Source organism: Burkholderia sp. 9777_1386 (genome assembly GCF_015712265.1).
In the GTDB taxonomy this organism is placed as follows: domain Bacteria; phylum Pseudomonadota; class Gammaproteobacteria; order Burkholderiales; family Burkholderiaceae; genus Burkholderia; species Burkholderia cenocepacia.
The window spans coordinates 25821-50703 of the sequence record NZ_JACCQB010000003.1; the positions used below are offsets into that span (position 1 = coordinate 25821).

Annotated in this window: 21 protein-coding genes; 11 read left to right on the top strand and 10 right to left on the bottom strand. The window is 68.4% G+C overall.

The window, feature by feature from the left end:
• Positions 1–10: 10 nt before the first annotated feature.
• A complete protein-coding gene (gene smc, locus H0X91_RS03855) occupies positions 11–3523 on the bottom strand; it encodes a chromosome segregation protein SMC (protein ID WP_006488233.1) in 3513 nt (1170 codons plus the stop codon).
• Between the two features lie 138 nt (positions 3524–3661).
• Complete coding sequence (locus tag H0X91_RS03860; RefSeq protein ID WP_006488241.1) at positions 3662–4603, bottom strand: DMT family transporter; 942 nt, start codon at positions 4601–4603, stop codon at positions 3662–3664.
• A gap of 159 nt (positions 4604–4762) precedes the next feature.
• Between H0X91_RS03860 and dapC the strand changes: the two genes are divergently transcribed.
• The 6 genes from dapC (at position 4763) to cls (ending at position 10951) form a co-directional block, all read left to right on the top strand.
• Positions 4763–5995 (top strand): succinyldiaminopimelate transaminase, encoded by a 1233-nt coding sequence (gene dapC / locus H0X91_RS03865; RefSeq protein ID WP_006488235.1) that lies wholly within the window; start codon positions 4763–4765, stop codon positions 5993–5995.
• A gap of 45 nt (positions 5996–6040) precedes the next feature.
• The gene (gene dapD, locus H0X91_RS03870) at positions 6041–6868 is read left to right on the top strand and encodes a 2,3,4,5-tetrahydropyridine-2,6-dicarboxylate N-succinyltransferase (RefSeq protein WP_006478479.1); all 828 of its coding nucleotides are present in this window, start codon (positions 6041–6043) and stop codon (positions 6866–6868) included.
• On the top strand, positions 6868–7236 hold the full coding sequence (locus H0X91_RS03875; RefSeq protein ID WP_006478478.1) for an ArsC family reductase: 369 nt from the start codon (positions 6868–6870) through the stop codon (positions 7234–7236). The genes dapD and H0X91_RS03875 overlap by 1 nt, the downstream gene beginning before the upstream one ends.
• Positions 7237–7319: 83 nt before the next feature.
• Positions 7320–8459, top strand: a complete 1140-nt coding sequence (gene dapE, locus H0X91_RS03880; protein ID WP_006493370.1) for a succinyl-diaminopimelate desuccinylase — start codon at positions 7320–7322, stop codon at positions 8457–8459.
• Between the two features lie 11 nt (positions 8460–8470).
• Complete coding sequence (gene prmB, locus H0X91_RS03885; RefSeq protein ID WP_006488226.1) at positions 8471–9379, top strand: 50S ribosomal protein L3 N(5)-glutamine methyltransferase; 909 nt, start codon at positions 8471–8473, stop codon at positions 9377–9379.
• Between the two features lie 132 nt (positions 9380–9511).
• On the top strand, positions 9512–10951 hold the full coding sequence (gene cls, locus H0X91_RS03890) for a cardiolipin synthase (RefSeq protein ID WP_034201582.1): 1440 nt from the start codon (positions 9512–9514) through the stop codon (positions 10949–10951).
• A 61-nt stretch (positions 10952–11012) separates the two neighbouring features.
• Here cls and H0X91_RS03895 read toward each other — a convergent pair whose 3' ends face one another.
• Positions 11013–11492, bottom strand: coding sequence for a glutathione peroxidase (locus H0X91_RS03895; RefSeq protein WP_006498673.1), 480 nt, complete (start codon positions 11490–11492; stop codon positions 11013–11015).
• A 136-nt stretch (positions 11493–11628) separates the two neighbouring features.
• Between H0X91_RS03895 and H0X91_RS03900 the strand changes: the two genes are divergently transcribed.
• The gene (locus H0X91_RS03900; protein ID WP_196432818.1) at positions 11629–13560 is read left to right on the top strand and encodes an ATP-binding cassette domain-containing protein; all 1932 of its coding nucleotides are present in this window, start codon (positions 11629–11631) and stop codon (positions 13558–13560) included.
• A gap of 190 nt (positions 13561–13750) precedes the next feature.
• Here the strand turns inward: H0X91_RS03900 and H0X91_RS03905 are convergent, their stop codons facing one another.
• The 3 genes from H0X91_RS03905 to alr all read right to left on the bottom strand — a co-directional run bounded on the left by H0X91_RS03905 (position 13751) and on the right by alr (position 16625).
• On the bottom strand, positions 13751–14017 hold the full coding sequence (locus tag H0X91_RS03905) for a DUF2866 domain-containing protein (protein ID WP_006488228.1): 267 nt from the start codon (positions 14015–14017) through the stop codon (positions 13751–13753).
• 149 nt (positions 14018–14166) lie between these two features.
• Positions 14167–15543 (bottom strand): DNA repair protein RadA, encoded by a 1377-nt coding sequence (gene radA / locus H0X91_RS03910; protein ID WP_006488230.1) that lies wholly within the window; start codon positions 15541–15543, stop codon positions 14167–14169.
• Positions 15544–15554: 11 nt separating this feature from the next.
• Positions 15555–16625 (bottom strand): alanine racemase, encoded by a 1071-nt coding sequence (gene alr / locus H0X91_RS03915; protein ID WP_006488243.1) that lies wholly within the window; start codon positions 16623–16625, stop codon positions 15555–15557.
• Between the two features lie 218 nt (positions 16626–16843).
• On the opposite strand from alr, the gene lplT reads away from it, so the two are divergent.
• Both lplT and thiD read left to right on the top strand, forming a co-directional pair.
• Positions 16844–18151 carry a lysophospholipid transporter LplT gene (lplT, locus tag H0X91_RS03920; protein ID WP_006488251.1) on the top strand — a complete coding sequence of 436 codons (1308 nt, stop codon included), beginning with the start codon at positions 16844–16846 and terminating at the stop codon, positions 18149–18151.
• Positions 18152–18209: 58 nt separating this feature from the next.
• Positions 18210–19019 (top strand): bifunctional hydroxymethylpyrimidine kinase/phosphomethylpyrimidine kinase, encoded by an 810-nt coding sequence (thiD, locus tag H0X91_RS03925; protein WP_196432819.1) that lies wholly within the window; start codon positions 18210–18212, stop codon positions 19017–19019.
• Between the two features lie 18 nt (positions 19020–19037).
• On the opposite strand, the gene H0X91_RS03930 is transcribed toward thiD, so the two are convergent.
• Genes H0X91_RS03930 through tsaB form a run of 4 tightly spaced genes read right to left on the bottom strand, consistent with a single transcriptional unit; the run spans position 19038 to position 22282 of the window.
• Entirely contained in the window at positions 19038–20003 is a 966-nt protein-coding gene (locus tag H0X91_RS03930) for a DUF1853 family protein (protein ID WP_062884458.1), read from the bottom strand.
• Complete coding sequence (locus H0X91_RS03935) at positions 20000–21031, bottom strand: uracil-DNA glycosylase (RefSeq protein WP_196432820.1); 1032 nt, start codon at positions 21029–21031, stop codon at positions 20000–20002. Before H0X91_RS03935 ends, H0X91_RS03930 begins: the two co-directional genes overlap by 4 nt.
• Entirely contained in the window at positions 21018–21518 is a 501-nt protein-coding gene (gene rimI, locus H0X91_RS03940) for a ribosomal protein S18-alanine N-acetyltransferase (protein WP_006486170.1), read from the bottom strand. The genes H0X91_RS03935 and rimI overlap by 14 nt, the downstream gene beginning before the upstream one ends.
• Positions 21515–22282, bottom strand: coding sequence for a tRNA (adenosine(37)-N6)-threonylcarbamoyltransferase complex dimerization subunit type 1 TsaB (gene tsaB, locus H0X91_RS03945; protein ID WP_196432821.1), 768 nt, complete (start codon positions 22280–22282; stop codon positions 21515–21517). The genes rimI and tsaB overlap by 4 nt, the downstream gene beginning before the upstream one ends.
• A 147-nt stretch (positions 22283–22429) precedes the next feature.
• On the opposite strand from tsaB, the gene H0X91_RS03950 reads away from it, so the two are divergent.
• Complete coding sequence (locus H0X91_RS03950; RefSeq protein ID WP_006478462.1) at positions 22430–22699, top strand: acyl-CoA-binding protein; 270 nt, start codon at positions 22430–22432, stop codon at positions 22697–22699.
• A gap of 357 nt (positions 22700–23056) precedes the next feature.
• On the top strand, positions 23057–24601 hold the full coding sequence (locus H0X91_RS03955; protein WP_006498667.1) for a DEAD/DEAH box helicase: 1545 nt from the start codon (positions 23057–23059) through the stop codon (positions 24599–24601).
• Positions 24602–24883: the final 282 nt, after the last annotated feature.

Here is a 24883-nt window from a genome sequence, read left to right on the forward strand (position 1 = left end):
TCGTCAAACGTCAATTCTGGGCAAAACCCGCGGCGGTTTCCATGTCCACCGCAACGATCCGCGACACGCCCTGTTCCTGCATCGTCACGCCGATCAGTTGCTGCGCCATTTCCATCGCGATCTTGTTGTGCGAGATGAACAGGAACTGCGTCTTGTCGGACATCGCGCGCACGAGATTCGCGAAACGCTCGGTGTTCGCGTCGTCGAGCGGCGCGTCGACCTCGTCGAGCAGACAGAACGGCGCCGGGTTCAGCTGGAACATCGCGAACACCAGCGCGGTCGCGGTCAGCGCCTTTTCGCCGCCCGACAGCAGGTGAATCGTCGCGTTCTTCTTGCCGGGCGGCTGCGCCATCACCTGCACGCCGGCATCGAGGATCTCGTCGCCCGTCATGATCAGCTTCGCCTGGCCGCCGCCGAACAGGCGCGGGAACAGGTCGCTGAAATGACGATTGACCTCGTCGAAGGTACCCTGCAGCAGCGTGCGGGTTTCCTGGTCGATCTTGTGGATCGCATCCTCGAGCGTCGTGATCGCGTCGATCAGGTCGGCCGATTGCGCGTCGAGGAACACCTTGCGCTCGCTCGCGGCCTTCAGCTCGTCGAGCGCGGCCATGTTCACCGGGCCGAGCGCGTTGATCGCGTTGTTCAGGCGCGTGACTTCGCCCTGCAGGTACGACGGCTTCAGATCCGGCGTGAGCTTCGCGGCCAGCGCGGCCTCGTCGACCTCGGCGGTCGCGAGCTGCTCGGCGAACTGCTCGACGGACAGACGCGCGGCCTGCTCCTTCAGTTGCAGCTCGGTGATGCGGTCGCGCAGCGGCTGCAGCGAACGCTCGGCGACGAGCCGCTGCTCGTCCGACGCGCGCAGCTTCGCGGTCAGGTCGTCGAGCTCGATCCGCGCGGCCTGCAGCGCCTCTTCCTTCACCGCGCGAATCTCGAGCGCGTCCTGCAGGCCGGTGTGCGCGGTCTGCTCGTTGATCGTCTCGAGTTCGGCGCGCGCGTCTTCCAGCGACGCGGCGACGCGCTCGCTCTGTTCGTGCGCCACCTGGATCGTGCGCTTGAGCTCGTCGATCCGGGTCACCGCATTGCGGGCGGCGAAGCGCGCGTCGTTCGCGCCGCGCTCCAGGTCGCGCGCTTCCTGACGCGCCTGCGTCAGCGATTCGTCGAGCGACTCGAACGCGAGCTGGTTGTCCTCGAAACGCGCCTGCAGTTCGGCGAGCTCGCCGTCGAAGCGCTCGAAATTCGCTTCCGACTCCGCGCGCAGCGCACGCTGCTCTTCGATCTGCGCGCCGATTTCCTCGAGCTCCTCGCGGATCTGCGTGCTGCGCTGCGTATAGCGTTCATGCGCCTGCGCGAGCTTCAGCACGTCCATCTGCAGCGCATGCACGCGCTGCGTCGCCCGTTCGGCCTGGGCCCGGACGTCGCCGAGCGCCTGCGTGGCCTGCGTGTGCGCGGCTTCCGCCCGCACGGCGGCCGTGCGCGCCTCGTCGGCGAGCAGCGCCTGCGCCCGCACCTGGCGCGCCAGGTTCTCGATTTCCTGCTGGCGGGCCAGCATCCCGGCCTGCTCCGAATCGGCGGCGTACAGCTGCACGCCGACACGCGTGACGATATGGCCGGCCTTGACGACGAACGCGCCGCCTGCCGGCAGCTGCGTGCGCGTCGCGAGCGCCTGCGCGACGTCGTCGGCGACATAGACGTTGCCGAGCCAGTCGTTCAGCACCGCGCGGATGCCCGCGTCGTCGATGCGCACGAGCGACAGCACCGGCCGCAGCCCGGCCACCGCGGCAGGCGGCTCACCGGCCGCGGGCGGCGCGTAGAACGCGAGCTTCGCGGGCGGCGCATCGCTCGCGAAGGCCTTCACCCAGTCGAGATTCGATACTTCGAGCGCGGCGAGACGCTCGCGCAGCACGGCCTCGAGCGCCGCTTCCCAGCCGGCCTCGACGTGCAGCTTCTTCCACAGACGCGGCAGCGCGCCGAGCTCGTGCTTGTCGAGCCACGGCTGCACCTTGCCTTCGGTCTGCACGTTCTCCTGCAGTTGCTTCAGCGCGGCGAGGCGCGCTTCGAGCTGGTGGATCTGCGCGGCTTCAGCCTGCACGCGCTCCTGCGCGGCGCGGCGTTCACCGTCGAGACGCGGCACCGTTTCCTGCGCGTCCGCCAGGCGCGCCTGGGCTTCCGCGAGGATCTCTTCCTGTTCGGCCAGCTGCATGCGCAGCTCTTCGAGTTGCGTCTCGTCCGGCGCGTCGAGCCCGCCCGCTTCGCTCTTCAGGCGCTCGTGGCGCTGCTGAAGCTGCTGGAGCTGCTGGTCGGCGTTGCGCTGATGCGCGGCTTCGAGCTTCAGCGACTGCTCGGTCTGCGCGATCCGCGCGCGCTCGTCGTTGAGCTGCGCCTGCGCGTCGCGCCACTTCGCTTCGAGCGCCGGCAGCGCATCGTGCTTCGCGGCCGCGTTGTCCTCGGCGAGCGCGGCCTTTTCGTCGGCCATCGCGCGCGCCTCTTCGGCTTCCTCGAGCTCGTCCTGCGACTTCTCGGCCTGCGCGCGCCACTGCTCGCGCTGCGCGTTGAGGGCGGCGATCTGCGCCTGCACGCGGTTGCGCGATTCGACGATGAACTTGATCTCGGCTTCGAGGCGGCTCACCTCGGCATTCGCCTCGTAGAGCGCACCCTGCGCGCCCTGCATCGCGTCGCTCGCCGAGTAATGCGCGACGCGCAGCGTCTCGAGCTGCGCCTCGACTTCGCGCAGCTTCGCCGTCTGCGCCTCGAGGTCGATCTGCGCCTGTTCGATCGCGCGCTGCTGCTTCTGCTGCTCGCCGGCCGCCTCGTTCTTGCGCAGCAGCCACAAGAGGCGCTGCTTCTCCTCGCCGTCGGCGACGAGTTCCTTGTACTTGGTCGCGACCACCGCCTGCGCCTCGAGCTTCTCGAGGTTCGCGCCGAGTTCGCGCACGATGTCCTCGACGCGCGTCAGGTTCTCGCGCGTGTCGTGCAGGCGGTTCTCCGTTTCGCGGCGGCGTTCCTTGTACTTCGACACGCCGGCGGCCTCCTCGAGGAACACGCGCAGCTCTTCGGGCTTCGCCTCGATGATCCGCGCGATCATGCCCTGCCCGATGATCGCGTACGCACGCGGGCCGAGGCCGGTGCCGAGGAAGATGTCCTGGATGTCGCGACGGCGCGCCGGCAGGTTGTTGATGTAGTAGCTCGACGTGCCGTCGCGCGTCAGCACGCGCTTGACGGCGATCTCGCCGTACTGGCCCCACTGCCCGGCCGCGCGGCCGTCGGAGTTGTCGAAGATCAGTTCGACGCTGGCCCGGCTGCCGGGCTTGCGGGCGGTCGAACCGTTGAAGATCACGTCCTGCATCGATTCGCCGCGCAGCTCGGACGCGCGCGACTCGCCGAGCACCCAGCGCACGGCATCGATGATGTTGGACTTGCCGCATCCGTTCGGGCCGACCACGCCGACGAGCTGGCCCGGAACCTGGAAATGCGTGGGATCGACGAAGGATTTGAAGCCAGCGAGTTTGATCGAGCTCAGACGCACGGCGGTATCGGATGTGAAGAAGGTGTGAAACGGACGGGGCCGCACGGCGCGGGGCCGGAGAGCCCCTGCGCGCCACGCGCCCCGGAATTCAAAAACGGGGCCGCGCGCATCCCGCGTTGGCCCCGCAAACGGCTTCCATCATACCATCGCGCGTGCGCCGTCCCGACCGTCGCCGGGTTTGCCCGGTGCCGGCGCGGCACGATGGACCCGGCTCGACAGCAGCGTCGCCAGCACGATGCACGCGCCGCCCGCCCACTCGCGCGCGGTCGGCAACTCGTTCGCGAACACCCACGCCGACAGCGCGGTGATCACGATCTCGAACAGCATGATGATCGACGCGCGGTTCGCCGGCACGCGCGCGAGGCCGTACTGGACGAGCAGGTTGTTCGACGCCATCGTCACGCCGATCGCGGCGATGATCAGCGCGGCCACGCCGAGCTGGCCGCTCGCCGGCACGGCCGGCAGCCCTTCGAACAGCGACGCGATCGCGCCGAACACCGCCGCGCCGCCGAACAGCGTCGCGGTGCGCATTTCCGCGCGCATCTCGGGCAGCTCGCGGCTCGCCTTGATCACGAGCACGTTGCTCATCGCGAAGCTCAGCCCGGCGGCGAGACCGGCCCATTCGGCCGGGTTGGCCGGCAGCGGCAAGCCGAGCTTCGGCGACCACAGCATCAGCATCGCGCCGCCGATCGACAGCGCCGCCAGCCCCGCGCCGGCCCAGGTCAGCCGTTCGCGCAGCAGGAAGTGCGCGTAGATCGCGGTCCAGGCCGGGGTCAGGTAGAACAGCAGCATCACCCGCAGCACCTCGCCGTGGATCGTGCCCCATACGAACCCCAGGTTCGTCACGCCGGCCGTCACCGCGATGCCCGGCAGCACCCAGTGCCAGCGCAGCGTCGCGATCGTGCGGTGGCGCGCGACGATCACGAACAGGAACGCGACGAGGCTCGTCAGCGCGCTCGCCAGCGTGCCCGTCACGCCGAGCGACGCGAGGATCCGCAGCGGATACCAGATCAGGCCCCATACCGACGCGCCGATCAGGATGGCCAGCGTCGGCAGACTGCCGCGTACCGCGTTGTTCATTTGGTTCGATACCCTTTATTCGACCGGCCCGGCCGCCGTTCCGGCAGGCCGTGACCGCATTCCGTCACGCTATAATCGTCCGCTGCGACCCGCGCGCCCGACGCGCCCGTTCGCAGCCGCGCGGCGCGCCCGCCGCTTCTTTCGCTCCAACCGGCCGCGATGGCCGCTTCGCCCGTGAACCCTCGACTCGACTCGCTCCAGCCCTATCCCTTCGAAAAGCTGCGCGCCCTGTTCAAGGACGTGACGCCTTCCGGCGACCTCAAACCGATCAGCTTCGGCATCGGCGAGCCCAAACACGCGACGCCGGCGCTGATCCGCGACGCCGTGGTGGCCGCGCTCGACGGCCTCGCGTCGTACCCGGCCACCGCCGGCTCGGACGCGCTGCGCACGTCGATCGCGCACTGGCTCGAGCGCCGCTACGGGCTGCCGGCGGTCGATCCGGCCACGCAGGTGCTGCCGGTGTCGGGCTCCCGCGAGGCGCTGTTCTCGCTCGCGCAGACGGTGATCGACGCGCGCCCGGCCGCGGACGGCAAGAAGGCGATCGTACTCTGTCCGAATCCTTTCTATCAAATTTACGAAGGCGCGGCGCTGCTGGCCGGCGCCGAACCCTATTTCGCGAACAGCGACCCGGCCCGCAACTTCGCGTGCGACTACGCGGCCGTGCCCGATGAAGTCTGGGCGCGCACGCAGCTGCTGTACGTGTGCTCGCCCGGCAACCCGACGGGCGCCGTGCTGACGCTCGACGACTGGCGCGAGCTGTTCGCGCTGTCCGACCGCCACGGTTTCGTGATCGCGTCCGACGAGTGCTATTCGGAAATCTATTTCGATGAAGCGGCGCCGCCGCTCGGCGGCCTCGAGGCCGCGCACCGCCTCGGCCGCGGCTTCGAGCGGCTCGTGATGCTGTCGAGCCTGTCGAAGCGCTCGAACGTGCCGGGCATGCGCTCGGGCTTCGTCGCCGGCGACGCCGCGCTGCTGAAGCAATTCCTGCTGTACCGCACGTACCACGGCGCCGCGCTGTCGCCGGTCTGGCAGCACGCGAGCATCGCCGCGTGGAACGACGAGGCGCACGTGCGCGAGAACCGCGCGCTGTACCTGCAGAAATTCAATACGGTCACACCGATGCTCGCCGACGTGATCGACGTGAAGCTGCCCGACGCCGCGTTCTACCTGTGGGCCAACGTGTCGCGCACCGGCCTGTCGGACACCGAGTTCGCCCGCCGCCTGTACGCCGACTATAATGTGACGGTTCTGCCCGGCTCGTACCTGGCGCGCGATGCGCACGGCACGAACCCGGGCCGCGATTTCATCCGGATCGCGCTCGTCGCGGGCACCCCCGAATGCGTCGAGGGCGCGCAACGCATCGTCGATTTCTGCCGCGCTCTCGCGCGGTAAGACGTCCATCCCGATCAATCCCATCCATCTCCTGCGAAAACGAACATGTCGCAACAACTTCAGCAAATCATCGATACCGCCTGGGAAAACCGCGCCGAGCTGTCGCCGAAGGCCGCGCCCGCCGACGTCCGCGAAGCCGTCGCTCACGCGATCGAGCAACTCGACAAGGGTGCACTGCGCGTCGCCGAGAAAATCGACGGCAACTGGACGGTCCACCAGTGGCTGAAGAAGGCCGTGCTGCTGTCGTTCCGCCTGGAGGACAACGCGCCGATGCCGGCCGGCGGCTACTCGCAGTTCTACGACAAGGTGCCGTCGAAGTTCGCGAACTACACGGCCGAAGACTTCGCCGCGGGCGGCTTCCGCGTCGTCCCGCCGGCCATCGCGCGCCGCGGCTCGTTCATCGCGAAGAACGTCGTGCTGATGCCGTCGTACACCAACATCGGCGCGTACGTCGACGAAGGCACGATGGTCGACACGTGGGCCACGGTCGGTTCGTGCGCGCAGATCGGCAAGAACGTGCACCTGTCGGGCGGCGTCGGCATCGGCGGCGTGCTCGAGCCGCTGCAGGCGAACCCGGTCATCATCGAGGACAACTGCTTCATCGGCGCGCGCTCGGAAGTCGTCGAAGGCGTGATCGTCGAGGAAAACTCGGTGATCTCGATGGGCGTGTACCTCGGCCAGAGCACGAAGATCTACGATCGCGAGACGGGCGAAGTCAGCTACGGCCGCATCCCGGCCGGCTCGGTCGTCGTCGCCGGCAACCTGCCGTCGAAGGACGGCTCGCACAGCCTGTACTGCGCGGTGATCGTCAAGAAGGTCGACGCGAAGACGCGTGCGAAGGTCGGCCTGAACGAGCTGCTGCGAGGCGACTGATGGCGAAGCCGCACACCGTGGTCGTCTACGGCATTCCGAACTGCGACACCGTGAAGAAGGCCCGCGTGTGGCTCGACGATCACGGCGTCGAATTCGAGTTCCACGATTTCAAGAAGCTCGGCGTCAGCGCGCCGCTGATCGAAGACTGGCTGAAGGACGTGTCGCTCGACGCGCTCGTGAACAAGCGCGGCACCACGTGGCGCGGCCTGGACGACGCGATGAAGGCGGCTGCCGAAACGAAGACCGGCGCGGTCGCACTGATGATCCACAAGCCGTCGGTCATCAAGCGCCCCGTGCTCGTCGTCAACGGCCGCGTGAAATCGCTCGGCTTCGTGGCCGATCAATACGCGGCGCTGTTTGCCGCATAGGGTTGCCCGCGCTGCGCCCACGGGCGCCGCCCTGTCGCTGCCGGCCACCGCGCCGGCATTTTTTATCGAAAGTGGTCCGAACCATGTCCGCCACCCTAGCCCTTACCGAACAGCTGATCGCCCGCGCGTCCGTGACGCCCGACGACCAGCACTGCCAGCAGATCATGACCGAGCGCCTCGCCGCGCTCGGCTTCGAATGCGAGACCATCGCGTCGCACGGCGTGACCAACCTGTGGGCCGTCAAGCGCGGCACCGATGGCCGCGACGGCAAGCTGCTCGCGTTCGCGGGCCACACCGACGTCGTGCCGACCGGCCCGCTCGAACAGTGGACCTCGCCGCCGTTCATCCCCGCCCATCGCGACGGCAAGCTGTACGGCCGCGGCGCGGCCGACATGAAGACGTCGCTCGCGGCGTTCGTCGTCGCGTCCGAGGAATTCGTCGCGGCCCATCCCGACCATCGCGGCGCGATCGCGTTCCTGATCACGAGCGACGAGGAAGGCCCGGCCACCGACGGCACCGTGAAGGTCGTCGAACTGCTGCAGGCACGCGGCGAACGCCTCGACTACTGCATCGTCGGCGAGCCGACGTCGACCACCGAGCTCGGCGACGTCGTCAAGAACGGCCGCCGCGGGTCGATGTCCGGCGAACTGGTCGTCAAGGGCGTGCAGGGCCACATCGCGTATCCGCACCTCGCGAAGAACCCGATCCACCTGCTCGCGCCGGCGCTCGCCGAGCTCGCCGCCGAGCAATGGGACGCCGGCAACGAATACTTCCCGCCGACCACCTGGCAGGTGTCGAACCTGCACGCCGGCACCGGCGCGACCAACGTGATCCCCGGCCACGCCGACCTGCTGTTCAACTTCCGCTTCTCGACCGCGAGCACCGTCGAAGGCCTGCAGGCCCGCGTGCACGCGATCCTCGACAAGCACGGCCTCGAATACACGCTGAAGTGGTCGGTGAGCGGCCTGCCGTTCCTCACGCCGCGCGGCGAACTGTCGGGCGCGCTGGAACACGCGATCCGCACCGAAACCGGCATCACGACCGAGCTGTCGACGACGGGCGGTACGTCGGACGGCCGCTTCATCGCGCGCATCTGCCCGCAGGTGATCGAATTCGGCCCGCCGAACGGCAGCATCCACAAGATCGACGAGCACATCGAGGTGCGCTTCGTCGACCCGCTGAAGAACGTGTACCGACGCGTGCTCGAACAACTGATCGCCTGACGGAGCCTCGCATGACGACACCTTTTGCCACAGTCCGCGATCTGCTGCGCTACGCGGTCACGCGCTTCTCGAAAGCGAAGCTCGCGTTCGGCCACGGTTCCGACAACGCGTACGACGAAGCGGCCTACCTCGTGCTGCATACGCTCGATTTGCCGCTCGACACGCTCGAGCCGTTCCTCGACGCGCGCCTGTTGCCCGACGAAATCGCGGCCGTGCTCGCGGTGATCGAACGACGCGCGACCGACCGCGTGCCGGCCGCGTACCTCACGCATGAAGCGTGGATGCACGGCCACCGCTTCTATGTCGACGAACGCGTGATCGTGCCGCGCTCGTTCATCGGTGAACTGCTCGACGACGGACTGCAACCGTATGTCGCCGACCCCGAGCAGGTCGGCGCGGTGCTCGAACTGTGCACCGGCTCCGGCTGCCTCGCGATCCTCGCGGCGAGCGCGTTCCCGAACGCCGAGATCGACGCGGTCGACCTGTCGGACAAGGCGCTCGAAGTCGCGGCAATCAACGTGCGCGACTACGGCCTCGAAGACCGCATCGGGCTGCACCGCGGCGACCTGTACGCACCGTTGCCCGCGTTCCGCACCGACCCCGACTCGCGCTACGACGTGATCCTGACGAACCCGCCGTACGTGAACGCCGCGTCGATGGCCGCGCTGCCGCCCGAATACCGGCACGAGCCGGAGATGGCGCTCGCCGGCGGCGACGACGGGATGGACATCGTGCGACGTATCGTCGCCGAAGCGCACCGCTGGCTGCATGACGACGGCGTGCTCGTCGTCGAGATCGGCAACGAGCGCGAGCACGTCGAAGCGGCATTCGGCGGCCTCGAGCTCACGTGGCTGCCCACCAGCGCGGGCGACGACGCCGTGTTCCTGATCCAGGCGTCGGACCTGCCGCGCAAGGCCTGAGCGTTCCCGGCCCACCCGCCGTGCGGCGCACCACTGCGCTGCACGGTTGGGTAAGATGCGCGTAGGCGGCCGCCCGGCCGCACGACCTGCGGAATCCCCTCGGGAGTCCGCTCGGGAGTCCTTTACGCGCCCATGACCCTCGACTGGCTACATCTCGGCACCCTGATCCTGACCGTCCACGTGCTCGGGATCGTCGCGGCGTGCCACGCAATCATGAACACGCGCACGTCGCAAGGCGCGATCGCGTGGGCCGTCTCGCTCACGGCCATGCCGTACCTGACGCTCGTCCCGTACCTGTTCCTCGGCCGCAGCAAATTCTCCGGCTACGTCGACGCCCGGCGCCACGAGCTGGAAATGTTGCGCACGCACACACCGCGCTCGCCGTGGCGCACCACCGACGCGACCGACGGGCCCGCCGCCGACGCACTCGGCCAGGCTGCCGTACTCGCGCTCACGCGGCTCGGCGGCATGCCGTTCCTCGGCGGCAATTCGGTGCGCACGCTCGTGAACGGCGACGCGACGTTCTCCGCCATCCTGTCGGCGATCGACGCCGCGCGCGACTACGTGCTCGTCCAGTTCTTCATCGTGCGCGACGATGCGCTCGGCCGGATGATGCGCGATGCGCTGCTTGCGCGCGCGGCGGCCGGCGTGCGCTGCTGCCTGCTGTACGACAGCATCGGCAGCTTCGACCTGCCGCACAGCTACGTCGACGCATTGCGCCGGGGCGGCGTCGAGGTCCATCCGTTCGCGACCAACCGGAAATTCGTCAACCGCTTCCAGCTGAACTTCCGCAACCATCGCAAGATCGTCGTCGTCGACGGCAATCGCGCGTTCGTCGGCGGCCACAACGTCGGCGTCGAATATCTCGGCGCGAAGCCGCGCCTGTCGCCATGGCGCGACACCCACATCGAGATACGCGGCCCCGTGGTGGCGAGCATCCAGTACGTGTTCGCCGAAGACTGGCACTGGGCGACGCAGAAGCTGCCGCCCATCGCGCTGCCGCCGCCCGCGCAGCCCGGCGACGGCATGCACTGCCTCGCGGTGCCGATGGGGCCGGCCGACAAGCAGGAAACCGGCTCGCTGTTCTTCGTCGAATCGATCAATGCCGCCCGCGAGCGGGTCTGGATCACCACCCCGTACCTGGTTCCGGACGAAGCCGTGGTTTCCGCGCTGAAGCTCGCCGTGATGCGCGGCGTCGACGTGCGCATCCTGATCCCGAGCCGGCGCGATCACTACGTCGTGTTCGAGGCGTCGAAGCTCTACGCGCGCGACCTCGTCGATGCCGGCGTGAAGGTGTTCCGCTACCGGCCCGGCTTCCTGCACCAGAAAGTCGTGCTGATCGACCGCATCGCGGCGGCGATCGGCAGCGCGAATCTCGACAACCGCTCGTTCCGCCTCAATTTCGAGGTCATGGTCATGACCGTCGACCGCGCGTTCGCCCACGAAGTGGAGGCGATGCTCGATGCCGACTTCGCGCAGGCCTACGAGGTCGATGCGGACGAATACCGGCAGTCGCCCGCCTGGCGGCGCATCGCGATGCACGTCGCGCGGCTGTTCGCGCCGATCCTTTGACGGCCAGCGCGAGCCGCCCCCGCACGATCCGCATCGGCGCGGCGCACGCCGCCCTGCGCCGTCACAGCAGCTTGTCGATGTCCGCGGCGATTTCGTCGGGCTTGGTGGACGGCGCGTAGCGCTTGACGATCCGCCCTTCGCGGTCGATCAGGAATTTCGTGAAATTCCACTTGATCGCCTTGAGGCCGAGAATGCCGGGCGCCGCGTCGGTCAGATAACGATACAGCGGATGCGCATGGTCGCCCTTCACGTCGATCTTCGCGAACATCGGAAACGTGACGCCGTAGTTGCGTTCGCAGAACGCGCCGATCTGCGCGGCGTCCCCCGGCTCCTGCTTGCCGAACTGGTTGCACGGGAAGCCGAGCACGAAGAAACCGCGCGCCGCGTACTGGTCGTACAGCTTCTGCAGACCCGCGTACTGCGGCGTGAAACCGCACTCGCTCGCGGTATTGACGATCAGCAGCACCTTGCCGCGATACGCGTCGAGCGATACCGGCGCACCGGCGAGCGTCTCTGCGCTGAACGAATACAGGGTGGACATCGGGCACTCCTTTTACGAAACCGGATCGACGTGGAGTCTAGGCGAAATTGCGCCGTTGCGGCATCCGCCGGACGGCCGATGCCCGGCGTGACCGGCGCGCAGTCTAGAATAGCGGTTTTGGCCAGCCATTTCCGCCGTGATCCGTTTCAATCAGTTCAGCCTTGCGCGCGGCACGAAGCCGCTGTTCGAGTCGACCTCGTTCGTGCTCAATCCCGGCGAGAAAGCCGGCCTGATCGGCGCGAACGGCGCCGGCAAGTCGACGCTGTTTTCCGTCCTGCGCGGCGAGCTGCACTCGGACGCCGGCGATTTCTCGATGCCGCCGTCGTGGCGGATCGCCCACGTGTCGCAGGAAACGCCCGCGGTCGACCGCTCGGCGCTCGACTACACGCTCGACGGCGATACCGCGCTGCGCGAGATCGAGGCCCGCATCGCCGCCGCATCGGCCGCGCATGACGGCGCCGCCGAAGCCGACGCGCACGCGGCGTTCGCCGATGCCGACGGCTACACCGCGCCGGCCCGCGCCGAAGCGCTGCTGCTCGGCCTCGGCTTCACGCTCGCGCAGACGCGCGAATCCGTCGCGAGCTTCTCCGGCGGCTGGCGCATGCGGCTGAACCTCGCGCAGGCGCTGATGTGCCGCTCCGACCTGCTGCTGCTCGACGAACCGACGAACCACCTCGACCTCGATGCGATCGTCTGGCTCGAAGACTGGCTGCATCGCTACCCCGGCACGCTCGTCGTGATTTCGCACGACCGCGAATTCCTCGATTCGATCTGCAACGTCACGCTGCATCTGGAAAACCGCCAGGTGAAGCGCTACGGCGGCAACTACTCGCAGTTCGAAGTGCTGCGCGCGCAGCAACTGGCGCTGCAGCAAAGCGCGTACGAAAAGCAGCAGAAGACGATCGAGCACCTGCAGAGCTTCGTCGACCGCTTCAAGGCCAAGGCGACCAAGGCCAAGCAGGCGCAAAGCCGGATGAAGGCGCTCGAGAAGATGGAGCTGATCGCGCCCGCGCACATCGCGTCGCCGTTCACGTTCGAATTCCGCACGCCCGATGCCGCGCCGAACCCGATGATGGTGATGGAGGACGTCCGCTGCGGCTACCATGCCGACGACGGAACGGACATCCCGATCGTCGAGCGCGTCGCGCTGTCGATCCAGAACGGCCAGCGCATCGGCCTGTTGGGCGCGAACGGCCAGGGCAAGTCGACGCTGATCAAGACGCTGGCCGGCACGCTCGCACCGCTGTCGGGGCACGTGCGCGACGGCAAGGGGCTGACGATCGGCTATTTCGCGCAGCACCAGCTCGAAACGCTGCGCGAGGACGACTCGCCGCTCGCGCATCTGGCGCGGCTCGCGCCCGACACGCGCGAGCAGGAATTGCGCGACTTCCTCGGCGGCTTCAATTTCTCGGGCGACATGGCGACGAGCCCGGTCGGGCCGTTCTCGGGCGGCGAAAAAGCCCGCCTCGCGCTGGCGCTGATCATCTGGCAGAAGCCGAACCTGCTGCTGCTCGACGAACCGACGAACCACCTCGACCTCGAAACGCGCCACGCGCTGACGATGGCGCTCGCGCAGTTCGAAGGCACGCTGATCCTCGTGTCGCACGATCGCCACCTGCTGCGCGCGACGACCGACCAGTTTATGCTGGTCGCGAAGCACCGGCTGCAGCCGTTCGACGGCGACCTCGACGACTACCGCGACTGGCTGCTGCAGCACGCGGCCGAGCAGCGCGCGGCCGCCAAGGCCGACAGCGCGGCCGCCGCGGGCGCCGATCGGGGCGTCAACCGCAAGGATCAGAAACGCCAGGCGGCCGAGGAACGCCAGCGGCTGTCGCAGTTGAAGAAGCCGCTGCAGAACCGCATCACGAAGCTCGAAAAGGAAATGGAAACGCTGCACGCTCAGAAGGCGCGCCTCGATGCGTTCGTCGCCGATCCGGCCAACTACGAGGCCGCGCGCAAGACGGAGCTGACCGAGGCGATCCGCAAGCTCGGCGAGGTCAACACCCGGCTCGAGACGGTCGAGGCGGACTGGCTCGCCGTGCAGGAAGAACTCGAGCAGATCGGCTGAGCGCGGCCGCCGGCGCGCCATCAGCCGATGATCGCTTCATCGGTGGTGCAGCGCGTCGGGGCGTCACCGCCCCACGAATCCGCCCGGCCGCGCCGCATCCGGAAACGATGAGGCCGGGCGCGCTGGCCCGGCCTCGTTTTCATTGCGTTTGACGTAGTTGCCCGGCCCGTCGGCCGGCCGCGCGAGCCGCTCAGCGGCGCGGCAGCGTGTCGCGCGGCATCTGCTCGTCGTCGCCCATCAGGTGCCGGCGTCCTTTGATCGGCCGGCGGATCGCCGCGGCGACTTCCGCTTCCGTCACATCCTCGGATACGACCTTGCGCGCCAGGCGCCCTTCTTCGTCGATCCATTCGACGATCCGGCATCCGCCGCCCCACGGCTGGCGAATCGGCTCCGACACGCGGCAGCCGCGCAGGTTGTAAAGGCGTCCGCCAGGCGCTTCCCCGTACGATTTCAACATAGGTTCCCTTCGCATTGCGCGGTTCGACAATCCGGCAAAGGATAGGGAAAAGCGATGTCCGGCGGGTTACAGCAGCCTACATATTCTTTACAGCGAATTACGCGACAGATCGCCGGGCGATGTACGGTCCGCGCGCGGACCCGCGCCGCTCATTCAAGATCGCGCACGCGGTCGATCGCCTGCTCGAGCCGCTCGACGGCCATCACGTTCAGCCCTTCGATCGGCTGTTTCGGCGCATTCGCCTTCGGAATCAGCGCGGACGTGAAGCCGAGCTTCGCCGCTTCGCGTAGCCGTTCCTGCCCGCGCGGGGACGGCCGGATCTCGCCCGCCAGCCCCACCTCGCCGAACACGATCAGCCCTTTCGGCAGCGCCTTGTTGCGCATCGACGAGTGAATCGCGAGCAGCACCGCGAGGTCGGCGGCCGGCTCGGTGATCTTCACGCCGCCCACCGCATTGAGGAACACATCCTGATCGAAGGCTGCGATGCCCGCGTGGCGGTGCAGCACCGCGAGCAGCATCGCGAGCCGGTTCTGTTCGAGGCCGACCGCGAGCCGGCGCGGGTTCGGCACGTGCGCGGTATCGACCAGCGCCTGGATTTCGACGAGCAGCGGGCGCGTGCCTTCCTGCGTGACGAGCACGCACGACCCGGGTACGACCTGCTCGTGCTGCGACAGGAACAGCGCGGACGGGTTGGCTACGCCGCGCAGCCCGCGCTCGGTCATCGCGAACACGCCGAGCTCGTTGACCGCGCCGAAGCGGTTCTTGAACGCGCGCACGAGCCGGAACGACGAGTGCGTGTCGCCTTCGAAGTACAGCACCGTGTCGACGATGTGCTCGAGCACGCGCGGGCCGGCCAGGTTGCCCTCCTTCGTCACGTGCCCGACCATGATGATCGCGGTGCCCGACTGTTTCGCGATGCGCGTGAGCTGCGCCGCGCATTCGCGCACCTGCGCGACCGAGCCGGGCGCCGACGTGAGCGCGTCCGAATAGACGGTCTGGATCGAGTCGATGACGGCCACGTCCGGCCGCTCCGTATCGATCGCGGCCTGGATCTTCTCGAGCTGGATCTCGGCGAGCAGCTTCAGTTCGGCAGCCGGTGCGCCGCCGTCGAGCAATGCGAGCCGTTGCGCGCGCAATGCGATCTGCGCGGCCGATTCCTCGCCACTGATATAGAGCGCGCGCCGCTCGCTCGCGATATCCGCGAGCGACTGCAGCAGCAGCGTCGACTTGCCGATGCCCGGATCGCCGCCGATCAGCACGACGCCGCCCGGCACCAGCCCGCCGCCCAGCACGCGGTCGAATTCGCCGATGCCGGTGGAGAAGCGCGGCACGTCGGCGGCCTCGATGTCGGCGAGGCGCTGCACCGGCGCCCGCTTCGCGAGCGACTGGAAGCGATGGGCGGCCGGCGACTCGGCGACCGATTCGACGAGGGTGTTCCAGGCCTGGCACGACGGGCACTGCCCCTGCCACTTCGGGGTCTGTCCGCCGCACTCGCTGCAGACGTAAACGGTTTTCTGTTTGGCCACGCGCGACGCCCTTATTCCGCTCGCACCGGCACGCGGCCGGCGACCGCGCACATCAGCTCGTAGCCGATCGTCCCGCAATGGCGCGCGACGTCGTCGATCGGCAGCGCGTTGCCCCACAGTTCGACCCGCGCGCCGACGCCGGCCTGCGGGCACGGCGTCAGGTCGACGGTGATCATGTCCATCGACACGCGACCGACGATCCGCGTACGGATGCCATCGACGATCACGGGCGTGCCTTCCGGCGCAACGCGCGGATAGCCGTCCGCGTAACCGCACGCGACCACGCCGATCCGCATCGGCGCCTGCGCGGAAAACGTCGAGCCATAGCCGATCGCCTGGCCCTTCGCGATCGTCTGCACCGCGATCAGCTCGGACGCGAGCGTCATCGCCGGCTTCAGCCCGGTATCCGCGATATCGGACGACAGCCCGGACGGCGACGCGCCATACAGGACGATCCCCGGCCGCACCCAGTCGAAGTGCGTATCCGGATGCCACAGCACGGCCGCCGAATTCGCGAGGCTGCGCGCGCCGGCGATGTTTTCCGCGCCGCGCTCGAACGTCGCGAGCTGCTCGGCGACGCCGCGCTCGTTGTCCGCGTCCGAAAAATGGGTCATCAACGTGATCTGGCCGATGCCGGGGCACGCGCGGGCGCGCTCCCACGCGGCGCGGTATTTCTCCGGCACGTAACCGAGCCGGTTCATCCCGCTGTTCATCTTGAGCTGCACGTTGACGGGCTTCGACAGCCGCGCCGTTTCCAGCATCCGCATCTGCTCGTCGTTGTGGACGGTCGTGGTCAGGCTGTAGCGGTCGATCACGTCGATGTCGGTCGAGCGGAAGAAGCCTTCGAGCAGCAGGATCGGGCCGGCCCAGCCGAGCTCGCGCAGCTTCACGGCCTCGTCGAGGTCGAGCAGGCCGAAGCCGTCGGTGCCGCGCAGGCCCGGAAACACGCGGGCGAGACCGTGGCCGTACGCGTTGGCCTTGACGACCGCCCAGACCTTGGACGGGCCGGCAAAGCGGCGGACGACGGAGAGATTGTTCGCGAGAGCGGCGGTGTGGATGGTGGCGGAGATCGGGCGCGGCATGGGAAATTTACGTAAAGACGCTTGCGAATCATCAGCTTACCGCGCCTTTTGAGCACCGAAGCCGACAATTTGCGGAACGATCGGGGAATCTTGCTAGTCCGAATTCGCGTATTTTCATGTTATAAAGCCGTGCGCACAACCCATTTCGAACGGAATAAGCCGATCGCATACCAGGCGGCCTACGCGGCCCTGCCGCAGCGACGAAAGCATCGCATCAGATGAAAAAAGGTTTTTACACCATCATGGCCGCGCAGTTTTTCTCGTCGCTGGCCGACAATGCGCTTCTCATCGCCGCCATCGCCCTGCTGAAAGACCTCCACGCCCCCAACTGGATGACACCGCTGCTGAAGCTGTTCTTCGTGTTGTCGTATGTGGTGTTGGCGGCGTATGTCGGTGCCTTCGCGGATTCGCGCCCGAAGGGCCGCGTGATGTTCATCACCAACTCGATCAAGGTGATCGGCTGCCTGATCATGCTGTTCGGCGCCCACCCGCTGATTGCGTACGGGATCGTCGGGTTCGGCGCGGCGGCCTACTCGCCCGCCAAATACGGAATTCTCACCGAGCTGCTGCCGGCCGACCGGCTGGTCGCCGCGAACGGCTGGATCGAAGGCACGACCGTCAGCTCGATCATCCTCGGCACCGTGCTCGGCGGCGCGCTGATCAGCCCGCACATCGCGTCGCACGTGATCGCGCACACGCCCGCCTGGATCGGCACGCCGGCCGAAGCCGCGATGGCGATCATCATGGCCATCTACGTGGTCGCCGCGCTGTTCAACCTGCGCATTCCCGACACCGGCGCCCGCTACCCGAAGCAGGAACGCGGCCCGGTCAAGCTGCTCACCGATTTCGCCGACTGCTTCATGGTGCTCTGGCGCGACAAGCTCGGCCAGATTTCGCTGGCGGTCACCACGCTGTTCTGGGGCGCGGGTGCGACGCTGCAGTTCATCGTGCTGAAGTGGGCCGAGGTGTCGCTCAACATGTCGCTGTCCGAAGGCGCGATCCTGCAGGCCGTGGTCGCGGTCGGCGTCGCGGCCGGCGCGATCGCCGCGGCCGCCCGGATTCCGCTGAAGAAGTCGCTGACCGTGCTGCCCGTCGGCATCGTCATGGGCATCGCGGTGATGCTGATGGCGTTCTACACGCGCGACCTGTTCCCGTCGCACTGGGCCGTGCACTTCGGCCATCTGCGCCTGCCGTTCTACCTGATCGTCGCCTACATCTTCCTGATCGGCGTCGGCGCGCTGTCCGGCTACTTCGTCGTGCCGATGAACGCGCTGCTGCAGCATCGCGGCCACGTGCTGCTGTCGGCCGGCCACTCGATCGCGGTGCAGAACTTCAACGAGAACCTGTCGGTGCTCGTGATGCTGTGCCTGTATGCGGTGCTCGTGTGGCTCGACGTACCGGTCGGCGTCGTGATCGTGCTGTTCGGCACGTTCGTGTGCCTGACGATGTGGCTCGTGATGCGCCGCCACCAGGCGAACCAGCGTCAGTTCGACTCGGTCGCGCTGATCGGCGAATCGCGGCACTGACGCTACACTGTCCGTTTCCGTCTGCCGGCGCCGGGCCTCGAACCGGCGCGTTGCCCTCATGACGCACCCGATACCCAACATCCTGACGATCGCCGGCTCCGATTCGGGCGGCGGCGCAGGCATTCAGGCCGACCTGAAGACGTTCTCCGCGCTCGGCGCGTACGGCGCGAGCGTGATCACCGCGCTGACCGCGCAGAACACGCGCGGCGTGACGGGCGTGCATGCGCCGGACGCCGCCTTCGTGACCGCGCAGCTCGACGCGGTGTTCGGCGACATCCGCATCGATGCAGTCAAGATCGGGATGCTCGCCAACGCGGCGATCGTGCAGGCGGTGGCCGACGCGCTGCGCCGTTACGCGCCGCGCTTCGTCGTGCTCGACACGGTGATGATCTCGAAGAGCGCGCACGCGCTGCTCGCACCCGATGCCGTCGACGCGCTGCGCGACACGCTGCTGCCGCTCGCGACGGTCGTCACGCCGAACCTGCCCGAAGCGGCCGCGCTGCTGAACGACGCACCCGCCACCACCGAAGACGAGATGGTGCGGCAAGGCCGCGCGTTGCTGCAGACGGGCGCCCGCGCGGTGCTGATGAAGGGCGGCCACCTGCCCGACACATCCGCGAGCCCCGACTGGCTCGTCGAAGCGACGCGCACCGTGCGGCTCGACGGCGCGCGCGTGCCGGTCAGCAATACGCACGGCACCGGCTGCACGCTGTCGTCGGCGATCGCCGCGCTGCTGCCGCAGCAGCCCGACCTCGAAAGCGCGGTACGCGAAGCAAAGACCTACCTGACCGGCGCAATTGCCGCGAGCGGGCACCTCGACGTCGGTCACGGCGTCGGCCCGGTCCATCACTTTCATCGCTGGTGGTGAGCGCCCGCTGACGCGGGGTCAGTGATCCTGCGCCGCGAACGCCTGCGCGCGCACCGGCCAGTCGTCGGGCACGACGAAACCGCGCGCCGTCTCGCGCCACGTGCCGTCACTACCCTTTTCATGGACCGCGATCAGATCAGGCGCCTGGCGCGTCGCCAGCACGGGCGGCAACGCCAGCGCGCGCGCCAGCGGCTCGGGCGCGAAACCCGCGCCGGCGGCAGCCCGCCGCGGCGCCAGCCACGCCAGTCTCGGCAACACGCTCCATGCCGCGCCGTCCCGCTGCGCGGCCGCCCACGCCGGCCACTGCGCGTGCGTCAGCCAGAAACCGCGCGGGTGATCCGGCGCGATTTCGGCGGACACCGGCGGCACCGGCGCACCGTGCGGATGGAACAGCCAGCCCTTGATGAACATCTGCGCATCGGACGGCGCGCCGTAGCCGAGCCGGGCAAAGCCGTCGTGTTCGCCGAGCCGCAACTGATGGTCGAGCAGCCGGCTGCGCTTGCGATCGAACCGGTCGACGAGATTGGGGCCGACGAAATCGGCGAGCGACGCGCCGTCGCGGACCGGCGCGCACAGATAACACTTCACCGCGAGTTCCCAGTGCAGGCGCCGGCCGTCCGGCGCATCGACGAGAAAATCGACTTCGCCGAGCGTGCGGCCGTTGCTGCGCAGTGGCAGATTGGCCGCGACGAGCCGCAGCGACGGCCCGTGCGTCAGGAAGTACTCGAGCAGGCATTCGGCGTAGCGGCCCAGCCGGGTGGGCCGAAATCCGTCGAGCGCGCGATGCAGCGGCCCCGGCTGCGCATCGAGCGCGGCGAGCCACGCCTCGACGGCCGCTTGGCCCGCCGCATCCGGCCATGGGCACGCGAGCGGCGCGCCCGGTACCGCGGTGAGCAGGCTCGGGCTGGCCAGCAGCCAGCCCAGATCGCGCACCGCGACGTCATGCAGCGTGTCGACGAATGCGAACGCCGCGTCGCTCGTCATTGCCCGGCCGGGCCGTTCGCGTCGGCGCCTTCCGCACGCCGGAACGTATTGCGCGCGAGGCACAGGTCGGCCCACGCCTTCGACTTGTCCTGCAGGCTGCGCAACAGATAGGCCGGGTGGTAAGTGACGATCACCGGCACGCCTTCGTACGCATGCACGCGGCCGCGCAGCGACGCGATGCTCGCGTCCGTCTTCAGCAGCGTCTGCGCCGCGAAACGGCCGAGCGCGACGATCAGCTTCGGCTTCACGAGCGCGACCTGGCGCTGCAGATACGGCTCGCAACTCGCGACTTCGTCCGGCTCCGGGTTGCGGTTGCCGGGCGGCCGGCACTTGATCACGTTCGCGATGTAGACGTTGTCGCCGCGCTTGAGCGACAGCGACTGCAGCATGTTGTCGAGCAGCTTGCCGGCCTGGCCGACGAACGGCTCGCCCTGCTTGTCCTCGTTCTCGCCCGGCGCTTCGCCGATCAGCATCCAGTCCGCTTCGCGATCGCCGACGCCGAACACGGTGTTGGTCCGCTTCTCGCACAGACGGCACAGCGTGCAATCGGCCACGCGCGCGGCCAGCGCATCCCAGTCGAGTGCGGCTACCGGCGTGCCGGCGGGGCGCGATTCGGTGGCCGGCACGGGCACGGATTCGCCCGGCGGCGCCGCGTCGAACCACGCGAAATCGTCGTCTGCCGCCGGCGGCGCATCGCCCGTCGGCGGCATCGTATCGGTCGATGCGGGCGATGCAGCCTGCGCGCGCGGACGATCGCCGTCGACGACACCGTGCGCCGGCGCCCGCGACTCGCGCGCCGGCAAGCCCTCGGCAGCGCCACGCGGGACCGCCGTCGGCGCATCGCCCTGCACCGGCGCATGCGCTGCACGCACCGGCCGCTCGACCGCGACGGCCGAACCGTCGTCGGCCGCCGCGGTTGGTGCGACGGCAGGCGCTTCGGCTGCCGCGCCTTCATCCGCGCGCTGCCCGCGCCGCACCCAGATCTGCGCGAGGCCCAGTTCCTCGAGCGCCGCTTCAGCCCATGCCATGCGCGTCCCCCTCGTCCTTGTTCAGCGTCAGACGCATCACGATCGCGTCCTCCCGGCTGCGATGCTTCGCCGGATAGTAGTTCTTGCGCCGGCCGATCGTCACGAAGCCGAAGCGCTCGTACAGATGAATCGCGCGCGGATTGGACGGCCGCACTTCGAGCAGCACGCCATCGAGCCCCTCCGCGCGCGAAATGCGCACGGCCTCGCGCAGCAGCGCGAGGCCCGCGCCCGCATGCTGCGCGGCCGGTGCGACGCACAGGTTCAGCAGATGCATCTCGTCGATCACGGGCATCAGCACGCAATAGCCGACGAGCGACCCCGTCACGTGCCGCAGGCATACGCCCAGATAGCCGTTGCGCAACGAATCCTCGAAGTTGCCGCGGCTCCACGGGAACTCGTACGCGACGTGCTCGATCGCGACGACCTCGTCGAGATCGGCGTCCGTCATCGGCGCCAGATAGCGGTCGCTCAGCAGGACGCCCGTCATCCCTTCGCTCCGCCCGTTTGCGCGGCCCGTGCCGCGATGCGCTCGGCAGTCGTCTGCGCGACCTTGTCGCGCACGTACTCGGGCGCGGCCTGGTCGGCCGGCACCGCACGTCCGGCACGGAACGCGCGCAGCGCCGCATGCGCGACCGCCAGTGCGTGCGGCATCGCGTCACCGTCGATCGCGGCCGCCCGCGCGGCGGCCGGCAACTGCGCGCCGAACGCGGCAGCCGCATTGCCGGCGAGCGTGAACGGCACGTCGGGTACGCCGACGGCGCCCGGTGCGTCGAGCGACGCCGGCTGCAGCGTGCGCCAGTCGCCGATGCCGTCGTCCCACGCGAAATCCGCCCAGTACGCTTCATCCATCCGCGCGTCGAGCGCGGCGAGCACGCGGGTCGTGCCGGGTGCGCGCAGGCGCGCATGCTCGGCGCACGCGAGCAGCGTGCCGATCGGCACGACCGGCAGCCCGGCCCCGAATGCGAGGCCCTGGGTAATGCCCGTCGCGGTCCGCAGACCGGTGAACGAGCCGGGGCCCGCGCCGAACGCGATCGCGTCGCAATCGGCGAGCGTCAGCCCGGATTCGGCGAAGAGTTCCTGGATCGCCGGCAGCACGCGCGTGCTCGACACGGCGCCCGTCGGCTCGTGGCGGACCCAGGTTTGCGGGGTGGAAACGGCGTCATCGGCGTAGGCCGAGCGCAGCAGCGCGACCGAGCAGTATTCGGTCGACGTATCGATGGCGAGGAGCACTGTTTGCGTCATGGCCGACATTGTAATGCGCCGCCCCGCTCCCACGGGCGATCGGGCCCGATCTGTGCGCACGGGCGGCGCCGGCGGCGGTTTGGAAGGATCGCTCGACCCCGCGCGACGGTCCGCTTGTTAAGATCGGCCGATCTGAAACCCTTACGGAGACACCCGATGAGCGAACTCACCGCCCAATTCGACCAGGCCCAGATCGACGTCAAGCAACTGACGGAACGGCCGGGCAACCTGACCCTGCTGCGCCTGTACGCGCTCTTCAAGCAGGCGACCGACGGCGACGCGCACGGCGACAAGCCGGGTTTCACCGACATCGTGGGCAAATACAAGTACGATGCCTGGGAAGCGCTGAAGGGCACATCGCAGGATGCGGCGAAGCAGCAGTACATCGAACTCGTCGAATCGCTGAAAAACGGCACGGCGTCCTGACGGAATCGACGCCGCCGCAATCGGCAATCAAATCAGTGGCGCAGCGCAGCAAATTTCTTTATAATGCGGCCTGCGTCACCTCCCGCGCTCGGCTCGCAAGCCGTTCCGGCCCGACGCCTCGTAGCGTTAAGCTCCAATCCGGTTTAGAACCTGTCCCCTCCTGCTTCGACCCTTGCGGTCGTCAACTAGGCTGGCGGCCCCGCTCCTGAAGCGCGCCGCACCCAAAACAGCTTCTAATGCCTCATCCGCCGACGGTTCGGCGGATTGCACCCGTTTCCCGATTTGCTCGCTGAATCCGACGACTTGGGTATGCGCGATTGGCGCCGACGTTTCACCCACTGTGTTTCAAGGATTGTTATGACTTCGAGCATCAACTCCAGCCCGCTCAACGCGATCGCCGACCAGGCGCTCGGTCTCGACGACGCCGCCGCACCGGCCGCGGTCGAACCGGCGTCGGACGAGCCGAGCTTCGCGTCGCTCGGGTTGTCGCCGGAGATCGTCTCCGCGCTGCAGGCCGCCGGCTACGTGAAGCCGACGCCGGTCCAGCAGCGCGCGATTCCGGCCGGCATCGCCGGCCGCGACCTGCTGGTGTCGAGCCCGACCGGTTCGGGCAAGACCGCCGCATTCATGCTGCCCGCGATCGAACGTTTCGCGCAGCTCCAGAAGACGCAGGCGCAGCAACCGCGCGCGCCGCGTGAACCGAACCAGGGCGACCGCCGCGCGCGCCGCCCGCAACCCGTCGCGCGCCCGGGCCTGCTCGTGCTGACGCCGACCCGCGAACTCGCGATGCAGGTCACGACGGCCGCCTCGACGTACGGCAAGCACCTGAAGCGCCTGCGCACGGTCAGCATCCTCGGCGGCGTCGCGTACGGCCAGCAGCTGATGCTGCTCGCGAAGAACCCGGAAATCCTGGTTGCCACGCCGGGCCGCCTGCTCGATCACCTCGAGCGCGGCCGCATCGACCTGTCCGAACTGAAGATGCTCGTGCTCGACGAAGCCGACCGCATGCTCGACATGGGCTTCATCGAAGACATCGAAACGATCGTCGACGCCACGCCGGACACGCGCCAGACGATGCTGTTCTCGGCCACGCTCGACGGCAAGATCGGTTCGCTGACGAGCCGCCTGCTGAAGGACCCCGAGCGCATCGAGATCCAGCAGCGCCTGGAATCGCGCGCGAACATCGCGCAGACCGTCCATTACGTCGACGACCGCGATCACAAGGATCGCCTGCTCGATCACCTGCTGCGCGACGACGCGCTCGACCAGGCGATCATCTTCACGGCGACCAAGATCGATGCCGACCAGCTCGCCGGCCGTCTTGCCGACGCAGGTTTCGAATCGGCCGCGCTGCACGGCGACCTGCCGCAGGGCGCGCGTAACCGCACGATCCGTGCGCTGCGCGAGCGCCGCGTGCGCGTGCTGGTGGCCACCGACGTCGCGGCACGCGGCATCGACATCCCGGGCATCACGCACGTGTTCAACTACGACCTGCCGAAGTTCGCGGAAGACTACGTGCACCGTATTGGCCGTACCGGCCGCGCGGGCCGTTCGGGTATCGCGGTGAGCCTCGTGCACCACGCCGAGCAAGGCGCGCTCAAGCGCATCGAGCGCTTCGTGCGCTCGCCGCTGCCGGTCAACGTGATCGAAGGTTTCGAGCCGCGCAAGGCGCCCCCGCGTAACGGCGGCAACGGCGGCCGCGGCCGTCCGGGCGGCGGTAACGGCGGTCGTCGTTTCGGCGGCAAGCCGGGCGGCGGTTATGGCGGCAACGGCAACGGCCGCAGCTACGGCGGCGGCAATGGCGGCGGCTGGAGCGGCAAGCCGGGCGGCAGCCGTGACGGCGGCCCGCGTCGCGACGGTCAACGCAGCGGCGGCCCGCGCCGCAGCAATTCGGCATCGTAAGCACACCCGGGCGGCCCCGCGGCCGCCCCGCGGATCGGCGCCCTGCCCATCCAGCCAACCGGCGCATCCGCGCCGGTTTTTTTTCGCCTTGTCGAAATTTCACGATGCGGGAAATTTTTTTGTGTCGTAAAAAATCATGCTGCACGGCACAACCCGTGTGATTGCGGGATAGGAAAATGCATTTCTTATCTCGAAATGATGCAAGCAACCCATTGATTCAAAACAACTAAAAAAATCGACACTTCCCGCGATAGCCCCTGTTTCGCTCCCGACGATTTGCCT

Excerpts from the sequence above, each read along its gene's own strand:
- tsaB (WP_196432821.1), bottom strand. The coding sequence starts at position 22,282 with ATGTCGGCCATGACGCAAACAGTGCTCCTCGCCATCGATACGTCGACC.
- H0X91_RS03955 (WP_006498667.1), top strand. The coding sequence starts at position 23,057 with ATGACTTCGAGCATCAACTCCAGCCCGCTCAACGCGATCGCCGACCAG.
- rimI (WP_006486170.1), bottom strand. The coding sequence starts at position 21,518 with ATGACGGGCGTCCTGCTGAGCGACCGCTATCTGGCGCCGATGACGGAC.
- H0X91_RS03875 (WP_006478478.1), top strand. The coding sequence starts at position 6,868 with ATGGCGAAGCCGCACACCGTGGTCGTCTACGGCATTCCGAACTGCGAC.
- alr (WP_006488243.1), bottom strand. The coding sequence starts at position 16,625 with ATGCCGCGCCCGATCTCCGCCACCATCCACACCGCCGCTCTCGCGAAC.
- H0X91_RS03905 (WP_006488228.1), bottom strand. The coding sequence starts at position 14,017 with ATGTTGAAATCGTACGGGGAAGCGCCTGGCGGACGCCTTTACAACCTG.
- prmB (WP_006488226.1), top strand. The coding sequence starts at position 8,471 with ATGACGACACCTTTTGCCACAGTCCGCGATCTGCTGCGCTACGCGGTC.
- H0X91_RS03930 (WP_062884458.1), bottom strand. The coding sequence starts at position 20,003 with ATGACGAGCGACGCGGCGTTCGCATTCGTCGACACGCTGCATGACGTC.
- dapE (WP_006493370.1), top strand. The coding sequence starts at position 7,320 with ATGTCCGCCACCCTAGCCCTTACCGAACAGCTGATCGCCCGCGCGTCC.
- thiD (WP_196432819.1), top strand. The coding sequence starts at position 18,210 with ATGACGCACCCGATACCCAACATCCTGACGATCGCCGGCTCCGATTCG.
- H0X91_RS03860 (WP_006488241.1), bottom strand. The coding sequence starts at position 4,603 with ATGAACAACGCGGTACGCGGCAGTCTGCCGACGCTGGCCATCCTGATC.
- H0X91_RS03935 (WP_196432820.1), bottom strand. The coding sequence starts at position 21,031 with ATGGCATGGGCTGAAGCGGCGCTCGAGGAACTGGGCCTCGCGCAGATC.
- H0X91_RS03950 (WP_006478462.1), top strand. The coding sequence starts at position 22,430 with ATGAGCGAACTCACCGCCCAATTCGACCAGGCCCAGATCGACGTCAAG.
- cls (WP_034201582.1), top strand. The coding sequence starts at position 9,512 with ATGACCCTCGACTGGCTACATCTCGGCACCCTGATCCTGACCGTCCAC.
- dapC (WP_006488235.1), top strand. The coding sequence starts at position 4,763 with ATGGCCGCTTCGCCCGTGAACCCTCGACTCGACTCGCTCCAGCCCTAT.
- lplT (WP_006488251.1), top strand. The coding sequence starts at position 16,844 with ATGAAAAAAGGTTTTTACACCATCATGGCCGCGCAGTTTTTCTCGTCG.
- H0X91_RS03895 (WP_006498673.1), bottom strand. The coding sequence starts at position 11,492 with ATGTCCACCCTGTATTCGTTCAGCGCAGAGACGCTCGCCGGTGCGCCG.
- dapD (WP_006478479.1), top strand. The coding sequence starts at position 6,041 with ATGTCGCAACAACTTCAGCAAATCATCGATACCGCCTGGGAAAACCGC.